Source organism: Mycobacterium sp. IDUB_28 (assembly GCF_055419285.1).
Genome location: NZ_JBVAXK010000003.1, coordinates 155,499 through 175,161, shown reverse-complemented (window position 1 = coordinate 175,161; position 19,663 = coordinate 155,499). Strand labels below are relative to the sequence as shown.

General features: G+C 66.7%; 20 protein-coding genes. 10 read left to right on the top strand and 10 right to left on the bottom strand.

Annotated elements, in window-relative coordinates:
• Positions 1 to 36: 36 nt before the first annotated feature.
• Positions 37 to 1,404, bottom strand: a complete 1,368-nt coding sequence (locus tag ACZYZ9_RS07585) for a DUF445 domain-containing protein (RefSeq protein ID WP_463825970.1) — start codon at positions 1,402 to 1,404, stop codon at positions 37 to 39.
• 139 nt (positions 1,405 to 1,543) lie between these two features.
• Between ACZYZ9_RS07585 and ACZYZ9_RS07580 the strand changes: the two genes are divergently transcribed.
• Positions 1,544 to 2,245 (top strand): TetR/AcrR family transcriptional regulator, encoded by a 702-nt coding sequence (locus ACZYZ9_RS07580; protein ID WP_463825629.1) that lies wholly within the window; start codon positions 1,544 to 1,546, stop codon positions 2,243 to 2,245.
• A 139-nt stretch (positions 2,246 to 2,384) separates the two neighbouring features.
• Positions 2,385 to 3,248 carry a cyclopropane mycolic acid synthase PcaA gene (pcaA, locus tag ACZYZ9_RS07575; protein ID WP_463825628.1) on the top strand — a complete coding sequence of 288 codons (864 nt, stop codon included), beginning with the start codon at positions 2,385 to 2,387 and terminating at the stop codon, positions 3,246 to 3,248.
• Position 3,249: 1 nt separating this feature from the next.
• On the opposite strand, the gene ACZYZ9_RS07570 is transcribed toward pcaA, so the two are convergent.
• The 3 genes from ACZYZ9_RS07570 to ACZYZ9_RS07560 all read right to left on the bottom strand — a co-directional run bounded on the left by ACZYZ9_RS07570 (position 3,250) and on the right by ACZYZ9_RS07560 (position 6,599).
• Positions 3,250 to 4,113, bottom strand: coding sequence for a 3-hydroxybutyryl-CoA dehydrogenase (locus ACZYZ9_RS07570; protein WP_463825627.1), 864 nt, complete (start codon positions 4,111 to 4,113; stop codon positions 3,250 to 3,252).
• A 124-nt stretch (positions 4,114 to 4,237) separates the two neighbouring features.
• Positions 4,238 to 5,524, bottom strand: coding sequence for an isocitrate lyase (gene aceA, locus ACZYZ9_RS07565; protein ID WP_463825626.1), 1,287 nt, complete (start codon positions 5,522 to 5,524; stop codon positions 4,238 to 4,240).
• Positions 5,525 to 5,804: 280 nt separating this feature from the next.
• On the bottom strand, positions 5,805 to 6,599 hold the full coding sequence (locus ACZYZ9_RS07560) for an acyl-ACP thioesterase domain-containing protein (protein ID WP_463825625.1): 795 nt from the start codon (positions 6,597 to 6,599) through the stop codon (positions 5,805 to 5,807).
• A 143-nt stretch (positions 6,600 to 6,742) separates the two neighbouring features.
• Between ACZYZ9_RS07560 and ramB the strand changes: the two genes are divergently transcribed.
• Complete coding sequence (gene ramB / locus ACZYZ9_RS07555; protein ID WP_463825624.1) at positions 6,743 to 8,161, top strand: acetate metabolism transcriptional regulator RamB; 1,419 nt, start codon at positions 6,743 to 6,745, stop codon at positions 8,159 to 8,161.
• Complete coding sequence (locus ACZYZ9_RS07550) at positions 8,158 to 8,724, top strand: carboxymuconolactone decarboxylase family protein (RefSeq protein WP_463825623.1); 567 nt, start codon at positions 8,158 to 8,160, stop codon at positions 8,722 to 8,724. Before ramB ends, ACZYZ9_RS07550 begins: the two co-directional genes overlap by 4 nt.
• Positions 8,725 to 8,819: 95 nt before the next feature.
• Here the strand turns inward: ACZYZ9_RS07550 and ACZYZ9_RS07545 are convergent, their stop codons facing one another.
• The 5 genes from ACZYZ9_RS07545 to exaC form a co-directional block, all read right to left on the bottom strand.
• On the bottom strand, positions 8,820 to 9,101 hold the full coding sequence (locus tag ACZYZ9_RS07545) for a hypothetical protein (protein WP_463825622.1): 282 nt from the start codon (positions 9,099 to 9,101) through the stop codon (positions 8,820 to 8,822).
• A gap of 5 nt (positions 9,102 to 9,106) precedes the next feature.
• Positions 9,107 to 10,504: a dihydrolipoyl dehydrogenase gene (gene lpdA / locus ACZYZ9_RS07540; protein WP_463825621.1), complete on the bottom strand. Its 1,398-nt coding sequence runs from the start codon at positions 10,502 to 10,504 to the stop codon at positions 9,107 to 9,109.
• Positions 10,505 to 10,513: 9 nt separating this feature from the next.
• Positions 10,514 to 11,140, bottom strand: coding sequence for a hypothetical protein (locus ACZYZ9_RS07535; RefSeq protein WP_463825620.1), 627 nt, complete (start codon positions 11,138 to 11,140; stop codon positions 10,514 to 10,516).
• Positions 11,133 to 11,411 carry a putative holin gene (locus tag ACZYZ9_RS07530; protein ID WP_463825618.1) on the bottom strand — a complete coding sequence of 93 codons (279 nt, stop codon included), beginning with the start codon at positions 11,409 to 11,411 and terminating at the stop codon, positions 11,133 to 11,135. The genes ACZYZ9_RS07535 and ACZYZ9_RS07530 overlap by 8 nt, the downstream gene beginning before the upstream one ends.
• 133 nt (positions 11,412 to 11,544) lie before the next feature.
• Positions 11,545 to 13,068 carry an acetaldehyde dehydrogenase ExaC gene (gene exaC / locus ACZYZ9_RS07525; protein WP_463825617.1) on the bottom strand — a complete coding sequence of 508 codons (1,524 nt, stop codon included), beginning with the start codon at positions 13,066 to 13,068 and terminating at the stop codon, positions 11,545 to 11,547.
• 63 nt (positions 13,069 to 13,131) lie between these two features.
• Between exaC and ACZYZ9_RS07520 the strand changes: the two genes are divergently transcribed.
• Positions 13,132 to 15,198, top strand: coding sequence for a prolyl oligopeptidase family serine peptidase (locus ACZYZ9_RS07520; RefSeq protein WP_463825616.1), 2,067 nt, complete (start codon positions 13,132 to 13,134; stop codon positions 15,196 to 15,198).
• On the opposite strand, the gene ACZYZ9_RS07515 is transcribed toward ACZYZ9_RS07520, so the two are convergent.
• Positions 15,199 to 16,557, bottom strand: a complete 1,359-nt coding sequence (locus ACZYZ9_RS07515) for a DUF2254 family protein (RefSeq protein ID WP_463825615.1) — start codon at positions 16,555 to 16,557, stop codon at positions 15,199 to 15,201. It abuts the gene before it with no gap.
• 141 nt (positions 16,558 to 16,698) lie between these two features.
• Here ACZYZ9_RS07515 and ACZYZ9_RS07510 point away from each other — a divergent pair, with 141 nt between their 5' ends.
• The 5 genes from ACZYZ9_RS07510 to ACZYZ9_RS07490 all read left to right on the top strand — a co-directional run bounded on the left by ACZYZ9_RS07510 (position 16,699) and on the right by ACZYZ9_RS07490 (position 19,652).
• Entirely contained in the window at positions 16,699 to 17,331 is a 633-nt protein-coding gene (locus tag ACZYZ9_RS07510) for a DedA family protein (protein ID WP_463825614.1), read from the top strand.
• 42 nt (positions 17,332 to 17,373) lie between these two features.
• The gene (locus ACZYZ9_RS07505) at positions 17,374 to 18,285 is read left to right on the top strand and encodes a crotonase/enoyl-CoA hydratase family protein (protein ID WP_463825613.1); all 912 of its coding nucleotides are present in this window, start codon (positions 17,374 to 17,376) and stop codon (positions 18,283 to 18,285) included.
• A gap of 65 nt (positions 18,286 to 18,350) precedes the next feature.
• A complete protein-coding gene (locus ACZYZ9_RS07500) occupies positions 18,351 to 18,800 on the top strand; it encodes a DUF5078 domain-containing protein (protein WP_463825612.1) in 450 nt (149 codons plus the stop codon).
• Positions 18,801 to 18,802: 2 nt separating this feature from the next.
• Entirely contained in the window at positions 18,803 to 19,051 is a 249-nt protein-coding gene (locus tag ACZYZ9_RS07495; RefSeq protein ID WP_463825611.1) for a hypothetical protein, read from the top strand.
• A gap of 277 nt (positions 19,052 to 19,328) precedes the next feature.
• Entirely contained in the window at positions 19,329 to 19,652 is a 324-nt protein-coding gene (locus tag ACZYZ9_RS07490) for a hypothetical protein (RefSeq protein WP_463825610.1), read from the top strand.
• Positions 19,653 to 19,663: the final 11 nt, after the last annotated feature.

Below are 19,663 nucleotides of genomic sequence, written 5' to 3'. Positions count from 1 at the left end.
AGGAGTGCTTGCAATTGCAAGCGGTCGGCCGTCCGCTCAGAACAACAGCTGCGCGACGGCGTAGATCACCAACCCGGCCAGCGCACCGACGACCGTCCCGTTGATCCGGATAAACTGCAGGTCACGGCCCACATGAAGCTCGATGCGCCGGCTGGCCTCCTCGGCGTCCCAGCGCTCGATCGTCTCGGTAATGATCGCTGTGATCTCTACCCCATATTGCGAAACCAGGTGCTGCGCGGCCCGCACCATCCACCCCTCGACCTTGTCGCGCAGGTCGGCGTCGTCCCGCAACGACTCCCCGATCCGGATCACCGTGTCGGCGATCCGGGTGCGCAGCGTGCTCGACGGGTCGTCGACACCCTCGAGCACCAGCCGCTTGAGCGTGGCCCACGCCGTCGCGGCAGCGTTCGCCACCTCCTCCCGCGCCATCAACTGCTCCTTGACGGCGTCGGCACGCGCGATGGTGTCGGGATCGTTCTGCAGGTCGTCGGCGAACTCGAACAGGAAACGGGTGGCTGAGCGGCGCAACTCGTGATCAGGGTTGCGGCGCACCTTGTCGGTGAAGTCCATCAACTCCCGGTGAATGCGGTCGCCGACCAGATGGTCGACGAAGCGCGGCGACCAGGTCGGGGAATCCCGCTCGACTACCCGCTGGATGACCACGCCGGCGTTCAGCGACCACTGAAAAGCCCGGTCGGCCAGCAACTGGATCAGCGCCTCCTGCCGATTCTCGGCCAACAGCGTCTGCAACACCCGGCCCACCGGCGGACCCCACTGCGGCTCGGCGATGCGGCGCACGATCATCCGGTCGATCACCTGCTGGACGTCGTCGTCGCGCAGCAACTCCACTCCCACGCGCAGCACCGTCGACGCTTCGGCGGCCACCCGCTGCGCATGCGCGGGCTCGGCCAGCCACTTGCCCAGCCGGCTCGGCACCTGGGCGTCGCGCAGCTTGTTCTCGACGACCTCGGCCGACAGGAAGTTCTCCCGCACGAAGGTGCCCAGACCCTCGCCGAGCTGGTCTTTCTTGCGCTTGATGATCGCGGTGTGCGGGATCGGAATGCCCAGTGGGTGTTTGAACAGGGCCGTCACCGCAAACCAGTCCGCCAGGGCGCCCACCATGCCCGCCTCGGCGGCGGCACCGACGTAGCCGACCCACGCGGGGGCGTCACCGTGCACGTTCGCCCACCGGCACAGCAGGAACACCACTGTGGCGCCGAGCAGAAAGCCCAGCGCGACCGCCTTCATCCGGCGCAGGGCGGTGCGCCGTTCGGCATCGGCCTGCTGATCGGCGCCGGCGAAGGATTCCGCCAGTGAGGTGCGCGACGGCCGCGGCTCGGGCGGCCGCGCGCTCAACCCGGTCCCCACTGTTGCGCCCGAACCATCAGCCCTGTGCGTCATCACAACCATCATGCGCCATCTCGACCACCGGTCAGTGTTACCCACACTGGTGGGAGCCCTCACGCAGGTGCGGGCATGTCCGCCGAACGCGCCACCCGAAGCCGTAGTATCGATGCGACTAAACGATTGGGAATCGGCGAAAGTGGCACAGCAAATTCCGGCTCGCAGCGCGAAGACCGATGGTCGCAAGCGGCGCTGGCACCAACACAAAGTGGACCGCCGCAACGAGCTGGTCGACGGAACCATCGAGGCGATTCGCCGGCAGAGCCGGTTCCTGAGCATGGACGAGATCGCCGCCGAGATCGGGGTGTCCAAAACCGTCCTGTACCGCTACTTCGTCGACAAGAACGATCTGACGACCGCGGTGATGATGCGCTTCGCGCAGACCACCCTGATCCCCAACATGGCCGCGGCACTGTCCTCCAATCTGGACGGCTACGAGCTGACCCGCGAGGTGATCCGGGTGTACGTGGAGACCATGGCCGCCGAACCCGAACCGTACGGGTTCGTGATGGCGAACAGCTCGGGCAGTAAGAGCAAGGTGATCGCCGATTCCGAGCGGATCATCGCCCGGATGATCGCGGTGATGTTGCGCCGCCGGATGCGCGAGGTCGGCATGGATGTCGGCGGCGTGGAGCCCTGGGCCTACCTGATCGTCGGCGGCGTGCAACTGGCCACCCACTCGTGGATGTCGGACCCGCGGATGAGCAGCGACGAGTTGATCGACTACCTCACCATGCTGAGCTGGAGCGCGCTGTGCGGGATCGTCGAGGCCGGCGGCTCACTGGAGAAGTTCCGCGGTCAACCGCACCCGTCCCCCATCGTGCCGCCCCGGGACCAGTGAGTTAGGGCACGTAAAGCCCCCTTCACCTGCGGCATTACCTTCAGTGGGCTATCGGGGTGCTGGACAGCGGCTAGCATGCAGGGAATGCATCGGGGCGGGGTGCAGGCTTTCGCTCCGATAAAAGAAAGGCAGACATCGTATGGCCGTGCAGCTCACGCCGCATTTCGGCAACGTGCAAGCGCACTACGACCTCTCCGATGATTTCTTCCGGCTCTTCCTCGACCCCACGAAGACCTACAGTTGCGCCTACTTCGAGCGCGACGACATGACGCTGGAAGAGGCCCAGCTCGCCAAGATCGACCTGGCCTTAGGCAAGCTGAACCTCGAGCCGGGAATGACGTTGCTGGACATCGGCTGCGGCTGGGGCGCCACAATGCGGCGCGCCATCGAAAAATACGACGTCAACGTCGTGGGCTTGACGTTGTCCGAGAACCAGGCCGCCCACGTGCAGCAGAAGTTCGACGAGCTGGACACGTCCCGGTCCCGGCGGGTGTTGCTGGAGGGCTGGGAGAAGTTCCATGAACCCGTCGACCGCATCGTTTCGATCGGCGCGTTCGAGCACTTCGGCCGCCACCGCTACAAGCGGTTCTTCAAGATGGCGCACGAGGTGCTGCCCAGCGACGGCAGCATGTTGCTGCACACGATCGTGCGCCCGACGATGCGCGAGGCCCGGGCCAAGGGCCTGCCGCTGACCCGCGAGATCGTGCACTTCAGCCAGTTCATCCTGGCCGAGATCTTCCCGGGCGGCGACCTGCCCACGGTTCCGGTGGTCGAGGAGCAGGCGGCGGCCGCGGGCTTCACGATGAAGCGCATTCAGTCGCTGCAGCTGCACTACGCCAGGACGCTGGAGATCTGGGCGACCGCGCTCGAGGCCCAGCGCGAGCGGGCCATCGCGATCCAGTCGGAGAAGGTCTACAACCGCTACATGAAGTACCTGACCGGCTGCGCGAAGCTGTTCCGCCAGGGCTACACCGACGTCGACCAGTTCACCCTGCAGAAGTAGCTCAGTAGGTGTAGAAGCCCTTGCCGGATTTCTTGCCCAGCAGGCCGGCTTCCACCATCCGCAGCAGCAGCGGCGGCGGTCCGTAGTGCGGCTCTTTGAACTCCTCGTACAGCTTGTCCGCGATCAGCTTGAGGGTGTCCAGGCCGACGAGGTCAGAGAGCCGCAGCGGCCCCATCGGATGGGATAATCCCGCGACGACGGCCTTGTCGACGTCCTCGACGGTGGCGAAGCCCGCCTCCACCATCCGGATCGCCGACAACAGGTAGGGCACCAGCAGGGCGTTCACCACGAAGCCGGAGCGGTCCGAGCAGCGCACCACCTGCTTGCCCAGCACGGCGCCGGCGAACTCCTCGGTGCGGGCGGCGGCGGCCTCGTCGGTCACCAGGGTGCTCACCAGCTCCACCAGCGGCAGCACCGGGACCGGGTTGAAGAAGTGCAGGCCCAGCACCCGCTGCGGGTTCTGGGTGGCCGCGGCGATCTTCATGATCGGGATGCTGGAGGTGTTGGACGCCAGCACCGCCTCGGGGTCGGTGATCACGCGGTCCAGCTCGGCGAAGATCTTGGCCTTCACCGTCTCGTCCTCGATGACGGCCTCGATGACCAGCTGCCGGTCGGCCAGGTCGCCCAGGTCGGTGGTGAACGTCAACAGCCCCAGTGCGCGGTCGCGCTCGCGTTCGGTGACCTTGCCGGCGCTCACACCCCGTTCCAGCGACTTGGTGATGCGGTTACGGCCCGCGGTGATCAGCGCCTCGGTGGTCTCGAACACGGTGACGGCGACACCCGCACGAACCGACACCTCGGCGATACCGGCGCCCATCTGCCCGGCCCCGACCACACCTACCCGCTGGATTGCTGCATCGCTCACTGTCTTCTCCACTGATCGCCCGAATTGTCCTGCACCGCAATAGGCCCCGCCCAGGGTTGCCGGGCGGGGCCTATGCTACTTCAGCGCGAACCGGGGGTCGCCCGGCTCCGCACTGGCCTCATCCTCAGTGAAACTGGCCCTCTTCGGTCGAGCCGGCCAGCGCCGTCGTCGACGAAGTGGGGTCCACCGTGGTGGCGATCCGGTCGAAGTAGCCGGCACCGACCTCGCGCTGGTGCTTGGTGGCGGTGTACCCACGCTCCTCGGCGGCGAACTCGCGCTCCTGCAGCTCGACGTACGCGGTCATCTGGTTGCGGGCGTAGCCGTGGGCCAGATCGAACATCGAGTAGTTCAGCGCGTGGAATCCGGCCAGCGTGATGAACTGGAACTTGAAGCCCATCGCACCGAGTTCCTTCTGGAACTTCGCGATCGTCGCGTCGTCGAGGTGCTTGCGCCAGTTGAACGACGGCGAGCAGTTGTAGGCCAGCATCTGGTCGGGGAACTCGGCCTTGACGCCCTCGGCGAACCGCTTGGCCAGCGCCAGGTCCGGAGTACCGGTCTCCATCCAGATCAGGTCGGCGTACGGCGCGTAGGCCTTGGCCCGGGCGATGCACGGCTCGAGACCGTTCTTGACCCGGTAGAAGCCCTCGTTGGTGCGCTCACCGGTGATGAACGGGCGGTCCCGCTCGTCGACGTCGGAGGTGATCAGGGTGGCGGCCTCGGCGTCGGTACGGGCGATGACGACCGTCGGGACACCGGCGACATCCGCGGCCAGGCGGGCGGAGGTCAGGGTGCGGATGTGCTGCTGAGTCGGGATCAGCACCTTGCCACCGAGGTGGCCGCACTTCTTCTCCGAGGCCAGCTGGTCTTCCCAGTGCGACCCGGCGACACCGGCGGCGATCATGGCCTTCTGCAGCTCGTAGACGTTGAGCGCACCACCGAAGCCGGCCTCGCCGTCGGCGACGATCGGGGCCAGCCAGTTGTCCACCGAGCGGTCGTTCTCGACCTTGGCGATCTCGTCGGCGCGCAGCAGCGCGTTGTTGATGCGACGCACCACCTGCGGCACTGAGTTGGCCGGGTAGAGGCTCTGGTCGGGGTAGGTGTGCCCGGAGAGGTTGGCGTCACCGGCGACCTGCCAGCCGGACAGGTAGATCGCCTTGAGGCCGGCGCGCACCTGCTGGACGGCCATGTTTCCGGTCAGCGCGCCCAGCGCGTTGACGAAGTCCATCTCGTGCAGCTGCTCCCAGAGCACCTCGGCGCCGCGGCGGGCCAGGGTGTGCTCCTCGACGACGTGGCCCTGCAGCGCGACGACGTCCTGCGGCGTGTAGGTGCGGTTGACGCCCTTCCAGCGGGGGTTGTGGTCCCAGTCGTGCTGGATCTGCTCAGCGCTCTTGGGGGTTCCAACGACAGACATTGGACAGCTCCTTAACGGTTCACTCACTACTGAATTGCTGGTGGCTGCTTGCCACCCAGCCGGAAGCTTCGGGTTCGACTTCCATCTTCACTGCTGTGCTAACACGACCTTGGCACAGGGCATTCCTGCTGGTCTACCCATTTCACTTGCCAATTTCGGCTATGACCTGCGGTCATTTTGCAAATCTTGCGAAGCCGCAAATTTTCTGAACCGGTTCAGAAGCTACCGCCCGGTAACAAGAACCGCAGGTCAACACTAATTTAACAGAACGCTTGTCCTGTTAGAGAGCGAACAGCGCCGCGACGGCCTTCGTCTCGTCGCCGACCGCATATGTGAGCGTTGTAACAGCCCGGTCGACCAGGTCCGGCCCGAACTTGTCGGTCGATCCGGCCGGGTGGACGTGCGAAATGATCTCCAGCTTGTCGCCCAGCGCGACCGGCGCCTCGTGTTCGATGGTGACCCGCAGCGGGCCGTCCAGCAGGTCGGTGTGGGAGGCCAGGTAATCCTCGACCACGCTCCAGTACACGGAGTTGTTCATGTGGTCGAACAAGTCGATGTCGGTCACCCGCACCGGAAACTCATGGATTTCCGCCGCGTCGTCTCGGCCGCCGGGCTTCAGGTAGCCCTTCCACCGCAGCCGATCCACCGACGTGGTTTTGTGCAGTCCGGCCAGGAAGTCGTCGGCGATCCGCGCCGGCATCTCGGTTTCCTTATTGACGTGGATCCAGAACGCCTCCGACTCGATCAGCCCGCCCTTGCGGCCGTCGATGCGCACCCGCATCTCGCACCAGCGGTTGGATGTTCCCGAGCACCAGCGCCGACACCGCAGCATGTCGCCGAACTCGATGGGCCGGATCAGGTCGACCATGGTGCGCCGCACGATCCACAGCGGGTGCGTCTCCTCGAAACCCATCTCGCGCAGCTGGTCCTGGCCGATGTCCTGAATATGCCGACAGGCCGCGTCCAGCCGCAGCCGGCCGGTCCGGTCGATGTCGCCGACCCGCAACGGCCACTCGCGGTCGAAGACGTCAGGGTGCCCGTCCGGAACCGGCATTAACTTCTTGTCAAGGCTCACGGTGCTGCTCCCCGTCCCCATTTTCACTCGGTGCCCCCGGGTTTACCCAGGAAGGCCGATGCGAATCATGCCAATGGCCGGCCCGAAACACCAACCTGCCAACTCTGCTAACTGAGTCTTAGCAACAAGCGTAGGCTCCTGGAGTGTCCAAGACGTTCGTCGGCGCCCGGGTCCGCCAGCTCCGCAACGAGCGCGGATTCAGCCAGGCCGCACTGGCCCAGATGCTGGACATCTCGCCCAGTTACCTCAACCAGATCGAGCACGACGTGCGCCCGCTGACGGTGGCCGTGCTGCTGCGGATCACCGAGTTGTTCGGGGTGGACGCCACCTTCTTCGCCTCCCAGGACGCCACCCGGTTGGTCGCCGAGCTGCGCGAAGTCACCCTGGACCGCGATCTGGACATCGACGTCGACCCCACCGAGATCGCCGAGATGGTGAACGCGCACCCGAGCCTGGCCCGCGCAGTGGTCAATCTGCACCGTCGCTACCGGCTCACCACCGCGCAACTGGCCGCCGCCACCGAGGACCGCTACTTCGACGGCAGCAGCGGCAGCGGGTCCATCACCATGCCGCACGAAGAGGTGCGCGACTACTTCTACCAACGTCAGAACTACCTGCACGCGCTGGACACCGCCGCCGAAGACCTGACCGTCCAGATGCGGATGCACCACGGCGATCTGGCCCGCGAACTGACCCGCCGGCTCACCGAGGTGCACGGGGTGCGTATCACCCGGCGCATCGACCTCGGCGAGAACGTGCTGCACCGCTACGACCCCGCGGCCAAGACGCTGGAGATCAGCAACCACCTGGCCACCGGCCAGCAGGTGTTCAAGATGGCCGCCGAGCTGGCCTACCTCGAGTTCGGCGACCTGATCGACGGCCTGGTCGAAGAGGGCAAGTTCACCAGTGCCGAGTCGCGCACGCTGGCCCGGCTCGGACTGGCCAACTACTTCGCCGCCGCCACGGTGCTGCCCTACCGCCAGTTCCACGATGTCGCCGAGAATTTCCGCTACGACGTCGAACGGCTGTCGGCCTTCTACCTGGTCAGCTACGAAACCATCGCGCACCGGCTCTCCACGCTGCAACGGCCGTCGATGCGCGGCGTACCACTGTCCTTCGTCCGGGTCGACCGCGCCGGCAATATGTCGAAACGCCAGTCCGCCACGGGTTTTCACTTTTCCTCCAGCGGCGGGACGTGCCCGCTGTGGAACGTCTACGAAACGTTCGCGAACCCCGGCAAGATCCTGGTGCAGGTCGCCCAGATGCCCGACGGCCGCAACTACATGTGGGTGGCCCGCACCGTCGAGCGGCGCGCGGCCCGATATGGTCAGCCCGGTAAGACCTTTGCGATCGGGCTGGGTTGCGAGCTCCGCCACGCGCACCGGCTCGTCTATTCGGAAGGACTCGATTTGTCCGGGGACGTCTCCACTCCGATCGGCGCGGGCTGCCGGGTCTGCGAACGCGACAACTGTCCCCAGCGGGCGTTCCCCGCGCTCGGCCGCGCACTCGACATCGACGAGCACCGCAGCACCGTGTCGCCGTACCTGGTGCAGCAGGCATGACCGGCGACCAGGTGGTGCGCATCCCGCCCGGCCGGTTGCGCCAACTGGGTCCGATCAACTGGGTGATCGCCAAGCTGGCTGCGCGCAAGGTGCGCGCGCCCGAGATGCACCTGTTCACCACCCTGGGTTCCCGGCAGACGCTGTTCTGGCTGTGGGCGATCTATTCCGGACGTCTGATGCGCGGCCGACTCCCGGCGATCGACTCCGAACTGGTCATCTTGCGGGTCGCGCACCTGCGGTCCTGCGAGTACGAGCTGCAGCACCATCGTGGGATGGCCCGCACGGCGGGGCTGGACGCCCTGGCGCAGGCCGCGATCTTCGCCTGGCCGGAGTCCCCGGACGGCGACGGGCCCCGCGCGGTGCTCAGCACGCGGCAGCAGGCGTTGCTGCGCGCCACCGACGAGCTGATCAAGGACCGCACCATCAGCACCGAGACCTGGCAGCAGCTGGCGTCCCACCTGAACCGGGCCCGGTTGATCGAATTCTGCCTGCTGGCAACGCAATACGACGGATTGGCGGCCACGATCACCGCGCTGGGGATCCCGCTGGACAACCCGCGCTGACATTGGCCGCGCGCTCGCCCCGGGGCGTCACTCTGGCGTGACGCTCGGCGCCGACAGCCACTCTGGCGTGACGCTCGGCGGCGCCGGTGCGGGAGCTACAGGTACAGGTTGGCCAGCACGGCCAGGCTCAGCACCACCGGCAGCACCGGCACCGCGAACGCGAACGCCGACCAGCCGGGCCTGCGGCGCCAGCGCATCAGCAGGCCGCCCAGCGCCGCGCCGACCGCCAGGGCGACCGCGCCCAACAGCACCAACTGACTCCAATTGCGCACCGTGGTGACGTCGTCACCGACGGTGATGGCGGCCAGCCACAGGACGTAGCCGACGACCAGCCCGCCGATCGTTCCGACTACCGTCTCGGCGGTCGTGGTTCGCATGCTGCTCAGAAGTTGATCATGTGACCGATGAGCCCGTGGAAGCATTCCTGCAGGGCCTCGGACATGGTCGGGTGGGTGTGCACGTTGCGGGCCAGCTCGGTCGCGGTCAGGTCCCACTTCTGCGCCAGCGTCAGCTCGGGCAGCAGCTCGGACACGTCGTGACCGACCAGGTGGCCGCCGATCAGCTCGCCGTACTTGCCGTCGGCGATGAGTTTGACGAAGCCGCTCGGGTCGCCCACCCCGTGCGCCTTGGCGTTGGCGGTGAACGGGAACTTGGCCACCACCACGTCGTAGCCTTCGTCGCGGGCCTGCTCTTCGGTGAGACCGAAGCTGGCGACGTTGGGCTGACAGAACGTGGCGCGCGGCATCATCCGGTAGTCGCCGAGGGCCAGCGTCTCCGCGCCGCCGATGGTCTCGGCCGCCACCACGCCCTGCGCCTCGGCGACGTGGGCCAACTGCAGCTTGCCGGTGACGTCGCCGATGGCATAGATGTGCGACGTGGAGGTCTGCATGTAGTCGGTGATTCCGATCGCCTTGCGGTCGGTCAGTTCCACGCCGGCCTTGTCCAGCCCGTAGCCCTCGACGTTGGGGGCGAACCCGATGGCCTGCAACACCTTTTCGGCCTTCAGTTCGTCGGACTTGCCGTCCTTGCTGATACTGACCGTGACCTCGTCGCCGTCGTCGGTGATGGACTCGACCTTGGTACCGGTGAGGATCTTGACGCCGAGCTTCTTGAACTGTTTCTCGATCTCCTTGGAGCAGTCGGCGTCCTCATTGGGCAGCGCGCGGGGCAGGAACTCCACGATGGTGACGTCCACGCCGTAGTTCTTCAACACGTATCCGAATTCCATGCCGATGGCGCCGGCGCCGGCGATCACGATCGACGCGGGCAGCTCGCGGGTCAGGATGAGCTTCTCGTAGGTCACCACGTTCTCCGACAGCGAGGTGCCGGGCACCAGGCGGGTGCTGGCGCCGGTGGCGATGATGGCGTTGTCGAAGGTGACCTCTTCGGTGCCGCCGTCGTTGAGGTCCACCGAGATGGTGTTGGCGTCAGTGAACTTGCCGTAGCCGTGGATCTCGGTGATCTTGTTCTTCTTCATCAGGAAGTGCACACCGGCAACCCGGCCCTCGGCCACCTTGCGGCTGCGGTCATAGGCCACCCCGAAGTCGAAGGTCGCCTCGCCGCTGATGCCGAACACCTTGGCTTCTTTGGTGAAGATGTGGGCGAGTTCGGCGTTGCGCAGCAGCGCTTTGGACGGGATACATCCGACGTTCAGACACACCCCGCCCCAGTATTTCGGTTCCACGATCGCGGTTTTCAGCCCGAGCTGTGCTGCGCGAATGGCCGCTACGTATCCACCGGGGCCGGCTCCAAGGACGACGACGTCATAGTGAGAAGTCACGAGCCCACCCTAGTAGGGCACGACGTTCATCAGGCAGGGCGTGGCGACACGTTCGCAGTAGAAGTAGCCGTAGAGCGGCGCCGCGGCGGCGACCGAGGCGAACGGCGCCGACATCACCGCGATCGCCAGCGCCGCGATCAGTGGCCTGGCTTCCACCATCGCCAGAATCAGCCCCGCCACGGTGCAGGTGGCGACGTACCCGAACACCACGAAGACCGACGGCGTCTTGTCCAGGTCGTGGTACCACCAGTAGTACAGGCTGAGCCCGAACACCGCGGCGACGAACCACACGCCGAACAGCACCAGCGCGAACTTCCACCACTTCAGGTACAGATACCGGCCCGGGACGGTCACCGGTCCGGGCGGCTCGGCCGAGGTGTCCGGTTCCGCGCTGTCCGGTGCGGAATCGTCCGGTTCCGGGACGTCCGCCGCGGGCTGCACGGACTTCTTCTCCAGCTGCTGCAACCCGGCCAGTGGCAGGAACGGCTGGGAGTCGGTGTCGAAGTCCGGCACGAACGGCACCGACGGCTCGCCGGCATCGTATTCGGGCACCGGTGGCTGCGCACCGGTGTCGAAATCCGGCACGAACGGTTCGGTGCCCGGGCTCGACTCCTCGTCGACCTTCTTGTCAGGCACCCGACACCACCTGCAGGGCGACCAGCATCCCGAACCAGCCGGGGGCCAGCGCGAGGACCGCGGCACCGAGCATGGTCACCCAGCGCCGCCCGGAGACCAGGATCAACGACAGGCCGAGCACGCTGGGCACCCCCACCACCAGCGCGATCACCACATCGGGACGCATCCGGGTGTCCACCAGCAGACGCGCTGCCACCGCGAGCAGTTGCCCGGCCACGCACCCGACGAGCATGGCGCTGGCCAGCAGCCACGCACGCGGAAGGGGAATCACGCTGTACGACCTTACTGAGTCAGCGCTGCCGGGCCGGGCACGTTCGCGGCGCGTTGCCGGTCACAACATGACCACGAATCGACCGCCGGTCACGTTGCCGCAGTGCGGTTTCCGCGCCCCGGCGGGGCCGCGATCAGAAGAAGCCGAGCGCCTTGTCGGAGTAGGAGACCAGCATGTTCTTGGTCTGCTGGTAGTGCTCGAGCGCCATCTTGTGGCCTTCGCGGCCGAACCCGGACTGCTTGTAGCCGCCGAAAGCCGAGTGCGGTGGATACACGTGATAGCAGTTCACCCACACTCGTCCGGCCTTGATCTCGCGCCCGGCCCGGTAGGCGGTGTTGCCGTCGCGGCTCCACACCCCCGCGCCCAGGCCGTACAGGGTGTCGTTGGCGATGTCCATCGCCTCCTGGTAGCTGTCGAACGGGGTCACCGCGACCACCGGGCCGAAGATCTCCTCCTGGAACACCCGCATCTTGTTGTTGCCGGTGACGATGGTCGGCTGCACGTAGAAGCCGCCGGCCAGGTCACCGCCCAACTCGGCGCGCTCCCCGCCGGTGATGACTTTCGCGCCTTCGCCCTTGCCGATCTCGATGTAGGACAGGATTTTTTCGAGCTGGTCGTTGGAGGCCTGGGATCCGATCATGGTCTCGGAGTCCAGCGGGTCACCCTGCCGGACGGCCTTGGTGCGGATCGCCGCGAGTTCGAGGAACTCGTCGTGGATCGCGGACTGGATCAGACTGCGCGACGGGCAGGTGCACACCTCGCCCTGGTTGAGAGCGAACATCGTGAAGCCTTCCAGCGCCTTGTCCTGGAAGTCGTCGTTGGCGGCCATCACGTCGTTGAAGAAGATGTTGGGACTCTTGCCGCCGAGTTCCAGGGTGACCGGGATCAGGTTCTGGCTGGCGTACTGCATGATCAGTCGCCCGGTGCTGGTCTCGCCGGTGAATGCGACCTTGGCGATCCGGTTGCTGGAGGCAAGCGGCTTACCGGCTTCGGCGCCGAAGCCGTTGACGACGTTGACCACGCCGGGTGGCAGCAGGTCGCCGATCAGCGACATCAGGTACAGGATCGAGGCCGGGGTCTGCTCGGCGGGCTTGAGCACGATCGCGTTGCCGGCGGCCAGCGCGGGCGCCAACTTCCAGGCGCCCATCAGGATCGGGAAGTTCCACGGGATGATCTGCCCGACCACCCCGAGCGGCTCGTGGAAGTGGTAGGCGACGGTGTCCTCGTCGATCTGGGACAGCGCGCCTTCCTGGGCACGGATGGCTGCCGCGAAGTAGCGGAAGTGGTCGGCGGCCAGCGGGATGTCGGCGGCCAGTGTCTCCCGGACCGGTTTGCCGTTGTCCCATACCTCGGCCACCGCCAGCGCCTGGGTGTTCGCGTCGATGCGGTCGGCGATCTTGTTCAGGATCGCGGCCCGCTCGGCGGGCGCGGTCTTGCCCCAGCCCGGCGCCGCGGCATGCGCGGCGTCCAGTGCCTTCTCGATGTCGGCCTCGTCGGAGCGGGGGATCTCGCAGAACGACTGGCCGGTCACCGGCGTCGGGTTCTCGAAATAACGGCCGGACGCGGGCGCGACCCACTCGCCGCCGATGAAGTTTCCGTACCGGGACTCGAAGGTCATCACCGCATCTGCGGAACCCGGGCGTGCGAAGACAGGCATTTCTCGGCTCCTCGTCAGTTCGTGTAATACAGCTCACAGTACCGCCGGGACCACAATGGGTTCATGTCAGCTGAAGCTCCCGACGACCCCTACCTGTGGCTGGAAGACGTCACCGGCGAGGAGGCGCTGGACTGGGTACGCGCGCGCAACGAGCCCACCACTGCCGAATACTGCACCGGCGACTTCGAGACGATGCGCGCCGAGGCGCTGGAGGTGCTCGACACCGACGCGCGCATCCCCTATGTGCGCCGGCGCGGCGAATACCTCTACGACTTCTGGCGCGATGCCGCCAATCCCCGGGGGCTGTGGCGGCGCACCACGCTGGACAGCTACCGCACCGACGCACCCGACTGGGACGTGCTTATCGACGTCGACGAACTGGGCCGCGCGGACGGTCGGAACTGGGTGTGGGCCGGGGCCAACGTGATCGAGCCCGAACTCACCCGCGCGCTGGTCAGCCTGTCCCCGGGCGGTTCGGACGCGGTGATCGTGCGCGAATTCGACATGCTGACCCGCGAATTCGTCACCGGCGGGTTCGAGCTGCCCGAAGCCAAGTCGCAGATCGACTGGGCAGATCCGGACACCGTCCTGGTGGGCACCGACTTCGGTCCGGACTCGATGACCGAATCCGGCTACCCGCGCATCGTCAAGCGGTGGCGGCGCGGTACCCCGTTGGCGGAGGCGGAGACCCTGTTCGAGGGCGAACGCACCGATGTCAGCGTCGGCGGATCCACCGACCGCACCCCCGGCTTCGTGCGCACCTTCGTCGGTCGCTCCCTGGACTTCTGGAACCGGCAGCGATACGAGCTGCGCGGCGCCGAGCTGCTGCCCATCGAGGTGCCCAGCGACGCCAGCAGCATGTCGGTGCACCGCGAATGGCTGCTGATCGACCTGCGCAGTGACTGGACGGTCGGCGACACCACCTACCGGGCCGGGTCGCTGCTGGCCGCCAGGTACGACGAGTTCCTCGCCGGTACCAGGGATCTGAGTGTGGTGTTCGAGCCCGACGAGCACACCTGCCTGTACCACTACGCATGGACCAGGGACCGGCTGCTGATCGTCACGCTGGCCGACGTCGCCAGCCGCGTCGAGATGGTGACACCACCCTCGCGTGACGACCCGCCGCGCCCGGCGTCGCCGCCCTTGCGATCGTCACCGGGCAGCTGGCAGCGCGAACCGATCACGGGCATCCCCGACTCGACCAATACCGTGGTCGTGGCGGCCGACGACACCGGCGCCGAATTCTTTCTGGATTCCAGCGGGTTCACCGCACCATCGCGGCTGTTGCGCGGCACCGGCCCCGCCGAACTCGAACCGATCAAGTCCGCGCCGGCCTTCTTCGACGCGGAAAACCTCACGGTGACACAGCATTTCGCGACCTCGGCGGACGGGACGGCCATCCCCTACTTCCTGGTGCGACCCGCCGGGATCGACGGCCCGGGCCCGACGCTGCTGTACGGCTACGGCGGTTTCGAGACGGCCAACACGCCGGGCTACAGCGGCGTACTGGGCCGGTTGTGGTTGGCCCGCGGCGGAACCTACGTGCTGGCGAACATCCGCGGCGGCGGCGAGTACGGCCCCGGCTGGCACACCCAGGCGATGCGCGAGGGGCGACACAAGGTGGCCGAGGATTTCGCGGCGGTCGCCGACGATCTGGTGCGCCGTGACATCACCACCGTCGGCCAGCTCGGCGCCCAGGGCGGCAGCAACGGCGGGTTGCTGATGGGGATCATGTTGACCAAGTACCCGGAGAAGTTCGGTGCGCTGGTCTGCAACGTGCCGTTGCTGGACATGAAGCGCTATCACCTGCTGCTGGCCGGCGCCTCGTGGGTGGCTGAATACGGGGACCCGGACAACCCGGACGACTGGGCGTTCATCTCCGAGTATTCGCCGTACCAGAACATTTCGGCCGACCGGAGCTATCCGCCGATCCTCTTGACGACCTCGACCCGCGACGACCGGGTGCACCCCGGACACGCCCGCAAGATGACCGCCGCGCTGGAGGCCGCCGGTCACCGGGTCTGGTACTACGAGAACATCGAGGGCGGGCACGGCGGGGCGGCCGACAATGAGCAACTCGCGTTCAAGTCGGCGCTGACCTACTCGTTCCTGTGGCGGATGCTGGGTTGATCAGCGGTGCTCGGGCACCCGGTTGTCCAGGTCCGCCTCGATGCGCTTCAGTTCGGCCGCGACCTCGCCGTGCCCGTTGTCGCCGAGCGCCCGGCCCAGTTCGCTCAGGGCATGCTCGAGTTCCGCGGTGCGCGGGTGCTGCGCGACGGTCGTCAGCGTGTTGCGCACATGCTGGGCCGCGGTGCGCTGGTGCTCAGCGGACAGCGTCGGTAGCGCCTTGGCGTAGACGTTGAGCACCTGGGCGCACGTCTGATGCTGACCGCCCACGATGGCGGCGGCCGCGACGCTCGACAACGCCTTCAACACCTCGCAGATCGTGTCGTACCGGTACACCACCGCCAGGTCGTCGCCCTTCGGGCCGGGGGTTTCCTCCTGCGCCCAGTGGGCCAGCAGCGCATGCAGCCCGTCCACCGTCACCAGGGCCGCCTCGGAGTCCCGCTGGGTGGCCGCGCCCCATCCCATGCTGGACAGCTGGTGCACCCCGTAGGAGGGCTCCCGGGTGAGCTGGCGCTCCCGGCCGCAGCACAGGGCGTCCAGGACGACATCGGCCAGCCGCTCGCGCTCGTCGTCCCGCGCGGCACGCACCGTCGCCAGGTCGGTCCCGGTGACCATGTGCGATCCCAGCTTGGCGTTGAACTCGATCTCGGCCGGTCCCTGGGCGGACTGCAGGGCGCGGTCGAGCAGGTCCAGGTCGATGTCGACCAGGTATCCGGTGCAGCCGGAGCGGACGGTGCGGCCGGGCAGGTGCGCGAGCAGCGGTTGCGACCGCACCCTGCGCAGCCAGTACAGCTGGTGGGCGCGGGTGGCGATGGTGACCTGCACGATGCGCTCCACCACCGACGGCGGCCGCAGTTGGTCGAGCACCAGGTAGCCGAACACCACCAGCCCCATCAGGGCCAGCACGCTGAGTATCAGCGCCGCGACGGTGCTGAACACGGCCTGTTGCGGATCCACCAGCGTCAGCACCACGACGTAGTACGCCGACAGGCCGGCGAAGTAGCCGAAGAAGGTCTGGTTCACCCGACGGCTGAGAAACTGTTCCACCACCACCCAGGTGAAGACGTCGGACATCCGCTGCACCAGGGTGAGCAACAGGACGAACGTGATCGTCATCAAGGTGAGCATCCCGGGCGCCACCGTGCGCAGCATCGACTGGTTCTCCTGCGGCGGTGCCACTTTGGCCAGCAGGTGTTTGGCCGGTTGCAGCCAGCTCACCTCGTTACCGTCCAGGACGCTGTTGAGGATCGCCAGCACGATGAAGCCGGCGATGATGGCCAGCGGCACGCCGAGGAATTCATGCAGCGCCCGGCGCACCCCGCTCTCCCGCCGGGGCCGGGCGTTGTTCGAAGTACGGCGCATAAGTCCTAGTCACCCCTGTCCGAGCGCGGACATCCTGCCTGTGGCTGGTACCCGGTCGAGGGCCCGGTGAACCAGGCATCGTGAGGTTCGCCTCTACCGCCACACGTCTAACACCGCGGCTCTTTGGGCACCCTGGAAGTCATGTCATCGCAGCTGCCGGGTGTCTTCGAGTCGCTCGGCCCCACGTTGGACAAGTTCGGGTACGCGGCGGTGATCGTGCTGGTCGGGCTGGAGGGCGTGGGCATCCCCCTGCCCGGTCAGATCATCCTGATCACGGCCGGCATGTACGCCGGTGCCGGCCACCTGCACGTGGCCCTGGTCATGGTCGCGGGATTCCTGGCCGCCGTCGTCGGCGACAACGCCGGATACGCCATCGGGCGGTTCGGGGGACGTGAGCTGGTGCTGCGGTTCGGGCGCTATGTGTTCCTGACCGACGAGCGGCTGGCCAAGGCCGAGCGCTTCTTCGAAAAGCGCGGCCCCATTGTGGTGCCGCTCGGCCGGTTCGTCGACGGGCTGCGCCAGGCCAGTGGCATCGTCGCGGGGCTGGCCCGCATGCCGTGGCGGCGCTATCTGGGCTACAACGCGGTCGGCTCTGCGGTGTGGGTGGTGATCTGGGTGCTGGCCGGATACCTGGCCGGCAACCACATCGCAGCGCTCTACGAGTACTTCCAGCCGTACGAGAAATACCTGCTGGTGGCGGCCGGGGTGCTGTGCATCGCGGCGGTGATCGGGTGGGCGCTGCGGCGCCGGGCCCGCGCCGCTGCCGAATGCTGAGGTTCTTGACATCGGCGTCCGGCACCGGCTTCGCTTCGCGCTATGACACCCGAGTTCCAGACGCTGCTGTACTCCACCGCCGGTCCGGTGGCCACGATCACGCTGAACCGTCCGGAGCAGCTCAACACCATCGTCCCGCCCATGCCGGACGAGATCGAGACCGCCATCGGCCTGGCCGAACGCGACCAGGACGTCAAGGTCATCGTGCTACGCGGTGCCGGCCGCGCGTTCTCCGGCGGCTACGACTTCGGCGGCGGTTTTCAGCACTGGGGCGAGGCGATGATGACCGATGGCCAGTGGGACCCGGGCAAGGATTTCGCGATGGTCAGCGCCCGCGAGACCGGCCCCACGCAGAAATTCATGGCGATCTGGCGCGCCTCGAAACCGGTGATCGCGCAGGTGCACGGCTGGTGTGTCGGTGGTGCCAGCGATTACGCGTTGTGCGCTGACCTGGTCATCGCCAGCGAGGACGCGGTGATCGGCACCCCGTACAGCCGGATGTGGGGCGCGTACCTGACCGGCATGTGGCTGTACCGGCTGAGCCTGGCGAAAGTGAAGTGGCATTCGTTGACGGGCCGGCCGCTGACGGGTGTCCAAGCCGCCGAGGTGGAGCTGATCAACGAGGCGGTGCCGTTCGAGCGACTGGAGGCGCGGGTCGCCGAGATCGCCGCGGAACTGGCGCAGATCCCGCTCTCGCAGCTGCGGGCGCAGAAGCTGATCGTCAACCAGGCTTACGAGAACATGGGCCTGGCGTCCACCCAGTTGCTGGGCGGCATTCTCGACGGACTGATGCGGAACACCCCAGATGCACTGGACTTCATCCGGACGGCACAAGCGCAGGGGGTGCGCAGCGCCGTCGAGCGCAGAGACGGCCCGTTCGGCGACTACAGCCAGGCGCCGCCCGAGCTGCGGCCCGATCCCTCACACGTGATAATTCCTGATCGCAGTGGGTAGTGAGATGAGCTACAGATTCTCTCCCGGCATCCCGTCGGCCTCCTGGAAGTGCTACGGTAATCAATATGTCTCGGCTCAGTAACAGCCTCCGCACCGGCGCCTTGGCGCTACTTCTCGGCGTGGCCGCCGCGGTGTCCCCTGCGACCGCGTCCGCCGACTCCACCGAAGACTTCCCGATCCCGCGCCGGCAGATCGCGACCACCTGTGACGCCGAGCAGTACCTGGCGGCGGTCCGCGACACCAGCCCGGTGTACTACCAGCGGTACATGATCGACTTCAACAACCATGCGAACCTCCAGGAAGCGACGATCAACAAGGCGCACTGGTTCTACTCGCTGTCGCCGGCAGAGCGCCGGGACTACTCGGAGAACTTCTACAACGGCGACCCGCTGACCTTCGCCTGGGTCAATCACATGAAGATCTTCTTCAACAACAAGGGTGTCGTCGCCAAGGGCACTGAAATCTGCAACCAGTACCCGCGTGGCGACATGTCCGTCTGGAACTGGGCCGGATAGCGGTGCGCAAACTCGTCGCGCTCGCGGTATCGGCGGCGGCCGTTCCGGTCGCCCTCCTTGTCGGGAGTGCCCCGGCGCACGCCGACAGCGATCTGGGCAAAGCGTGCTCGCCGGAGGGCGCCAAAGTGTGGGGAAAACCCGGTCCCATCTACTGCCAGCGGCAGGCAGACGGACAACTGCAGTGGGTGTCCATTCCCGCGTCGGCGATGTGTGTGGCGTTCTGCGTGATCGAGCCGACAACCGGACCCTAGCTTCACGGCGTTGTCCCCCGATCGGGGGACCCGGAATTCATCCTGTCGGTGACCGTTTGGCGGATGTTTCGAACCTCTGACCAGCGGGAAGAATCGTAGTGGTCAGAAAAGTACGGTTTTCTTAGGGTGCCATAACTAAGGGAACGCGGATAATCACATGCGGCCGACCCTTGCCCGGACGGGTTGAAGGTACCCATAATGGACACTCCGGCCCAGCCAATTTCCGCAATACGTGCAAACGACGGATGCAACTGTGGTACGGGAGCTGGAGGTCATCATGAGCCAAACGACTGGCAACGGGATCCCTGGCACGCTCGCGGCCCTGGACTGGCAAACGATCACCTGTCAGTCCGACTCCGGGTGCACCAACCGGGCCAGCTACGTTGTGCACCGGCACGCGGTGGACGAATGCAACCATCCGCAGGTCGACCCGTTCGGCAATGTCGTCGAAATCCTGTGCATCGCCTGCCTGTGGCACGCCGAGGCCGAGGTGCTGGTCCAGGTCGGCCAGCTCGCGCGCACGTCCGGCACCTACTGCCTGACCTGCGGCGCCCCGGTGTCCGAGTTGCGCGACATCATGCGCGACGTCGCCGCCCTGTAGGCGCGGCGGCG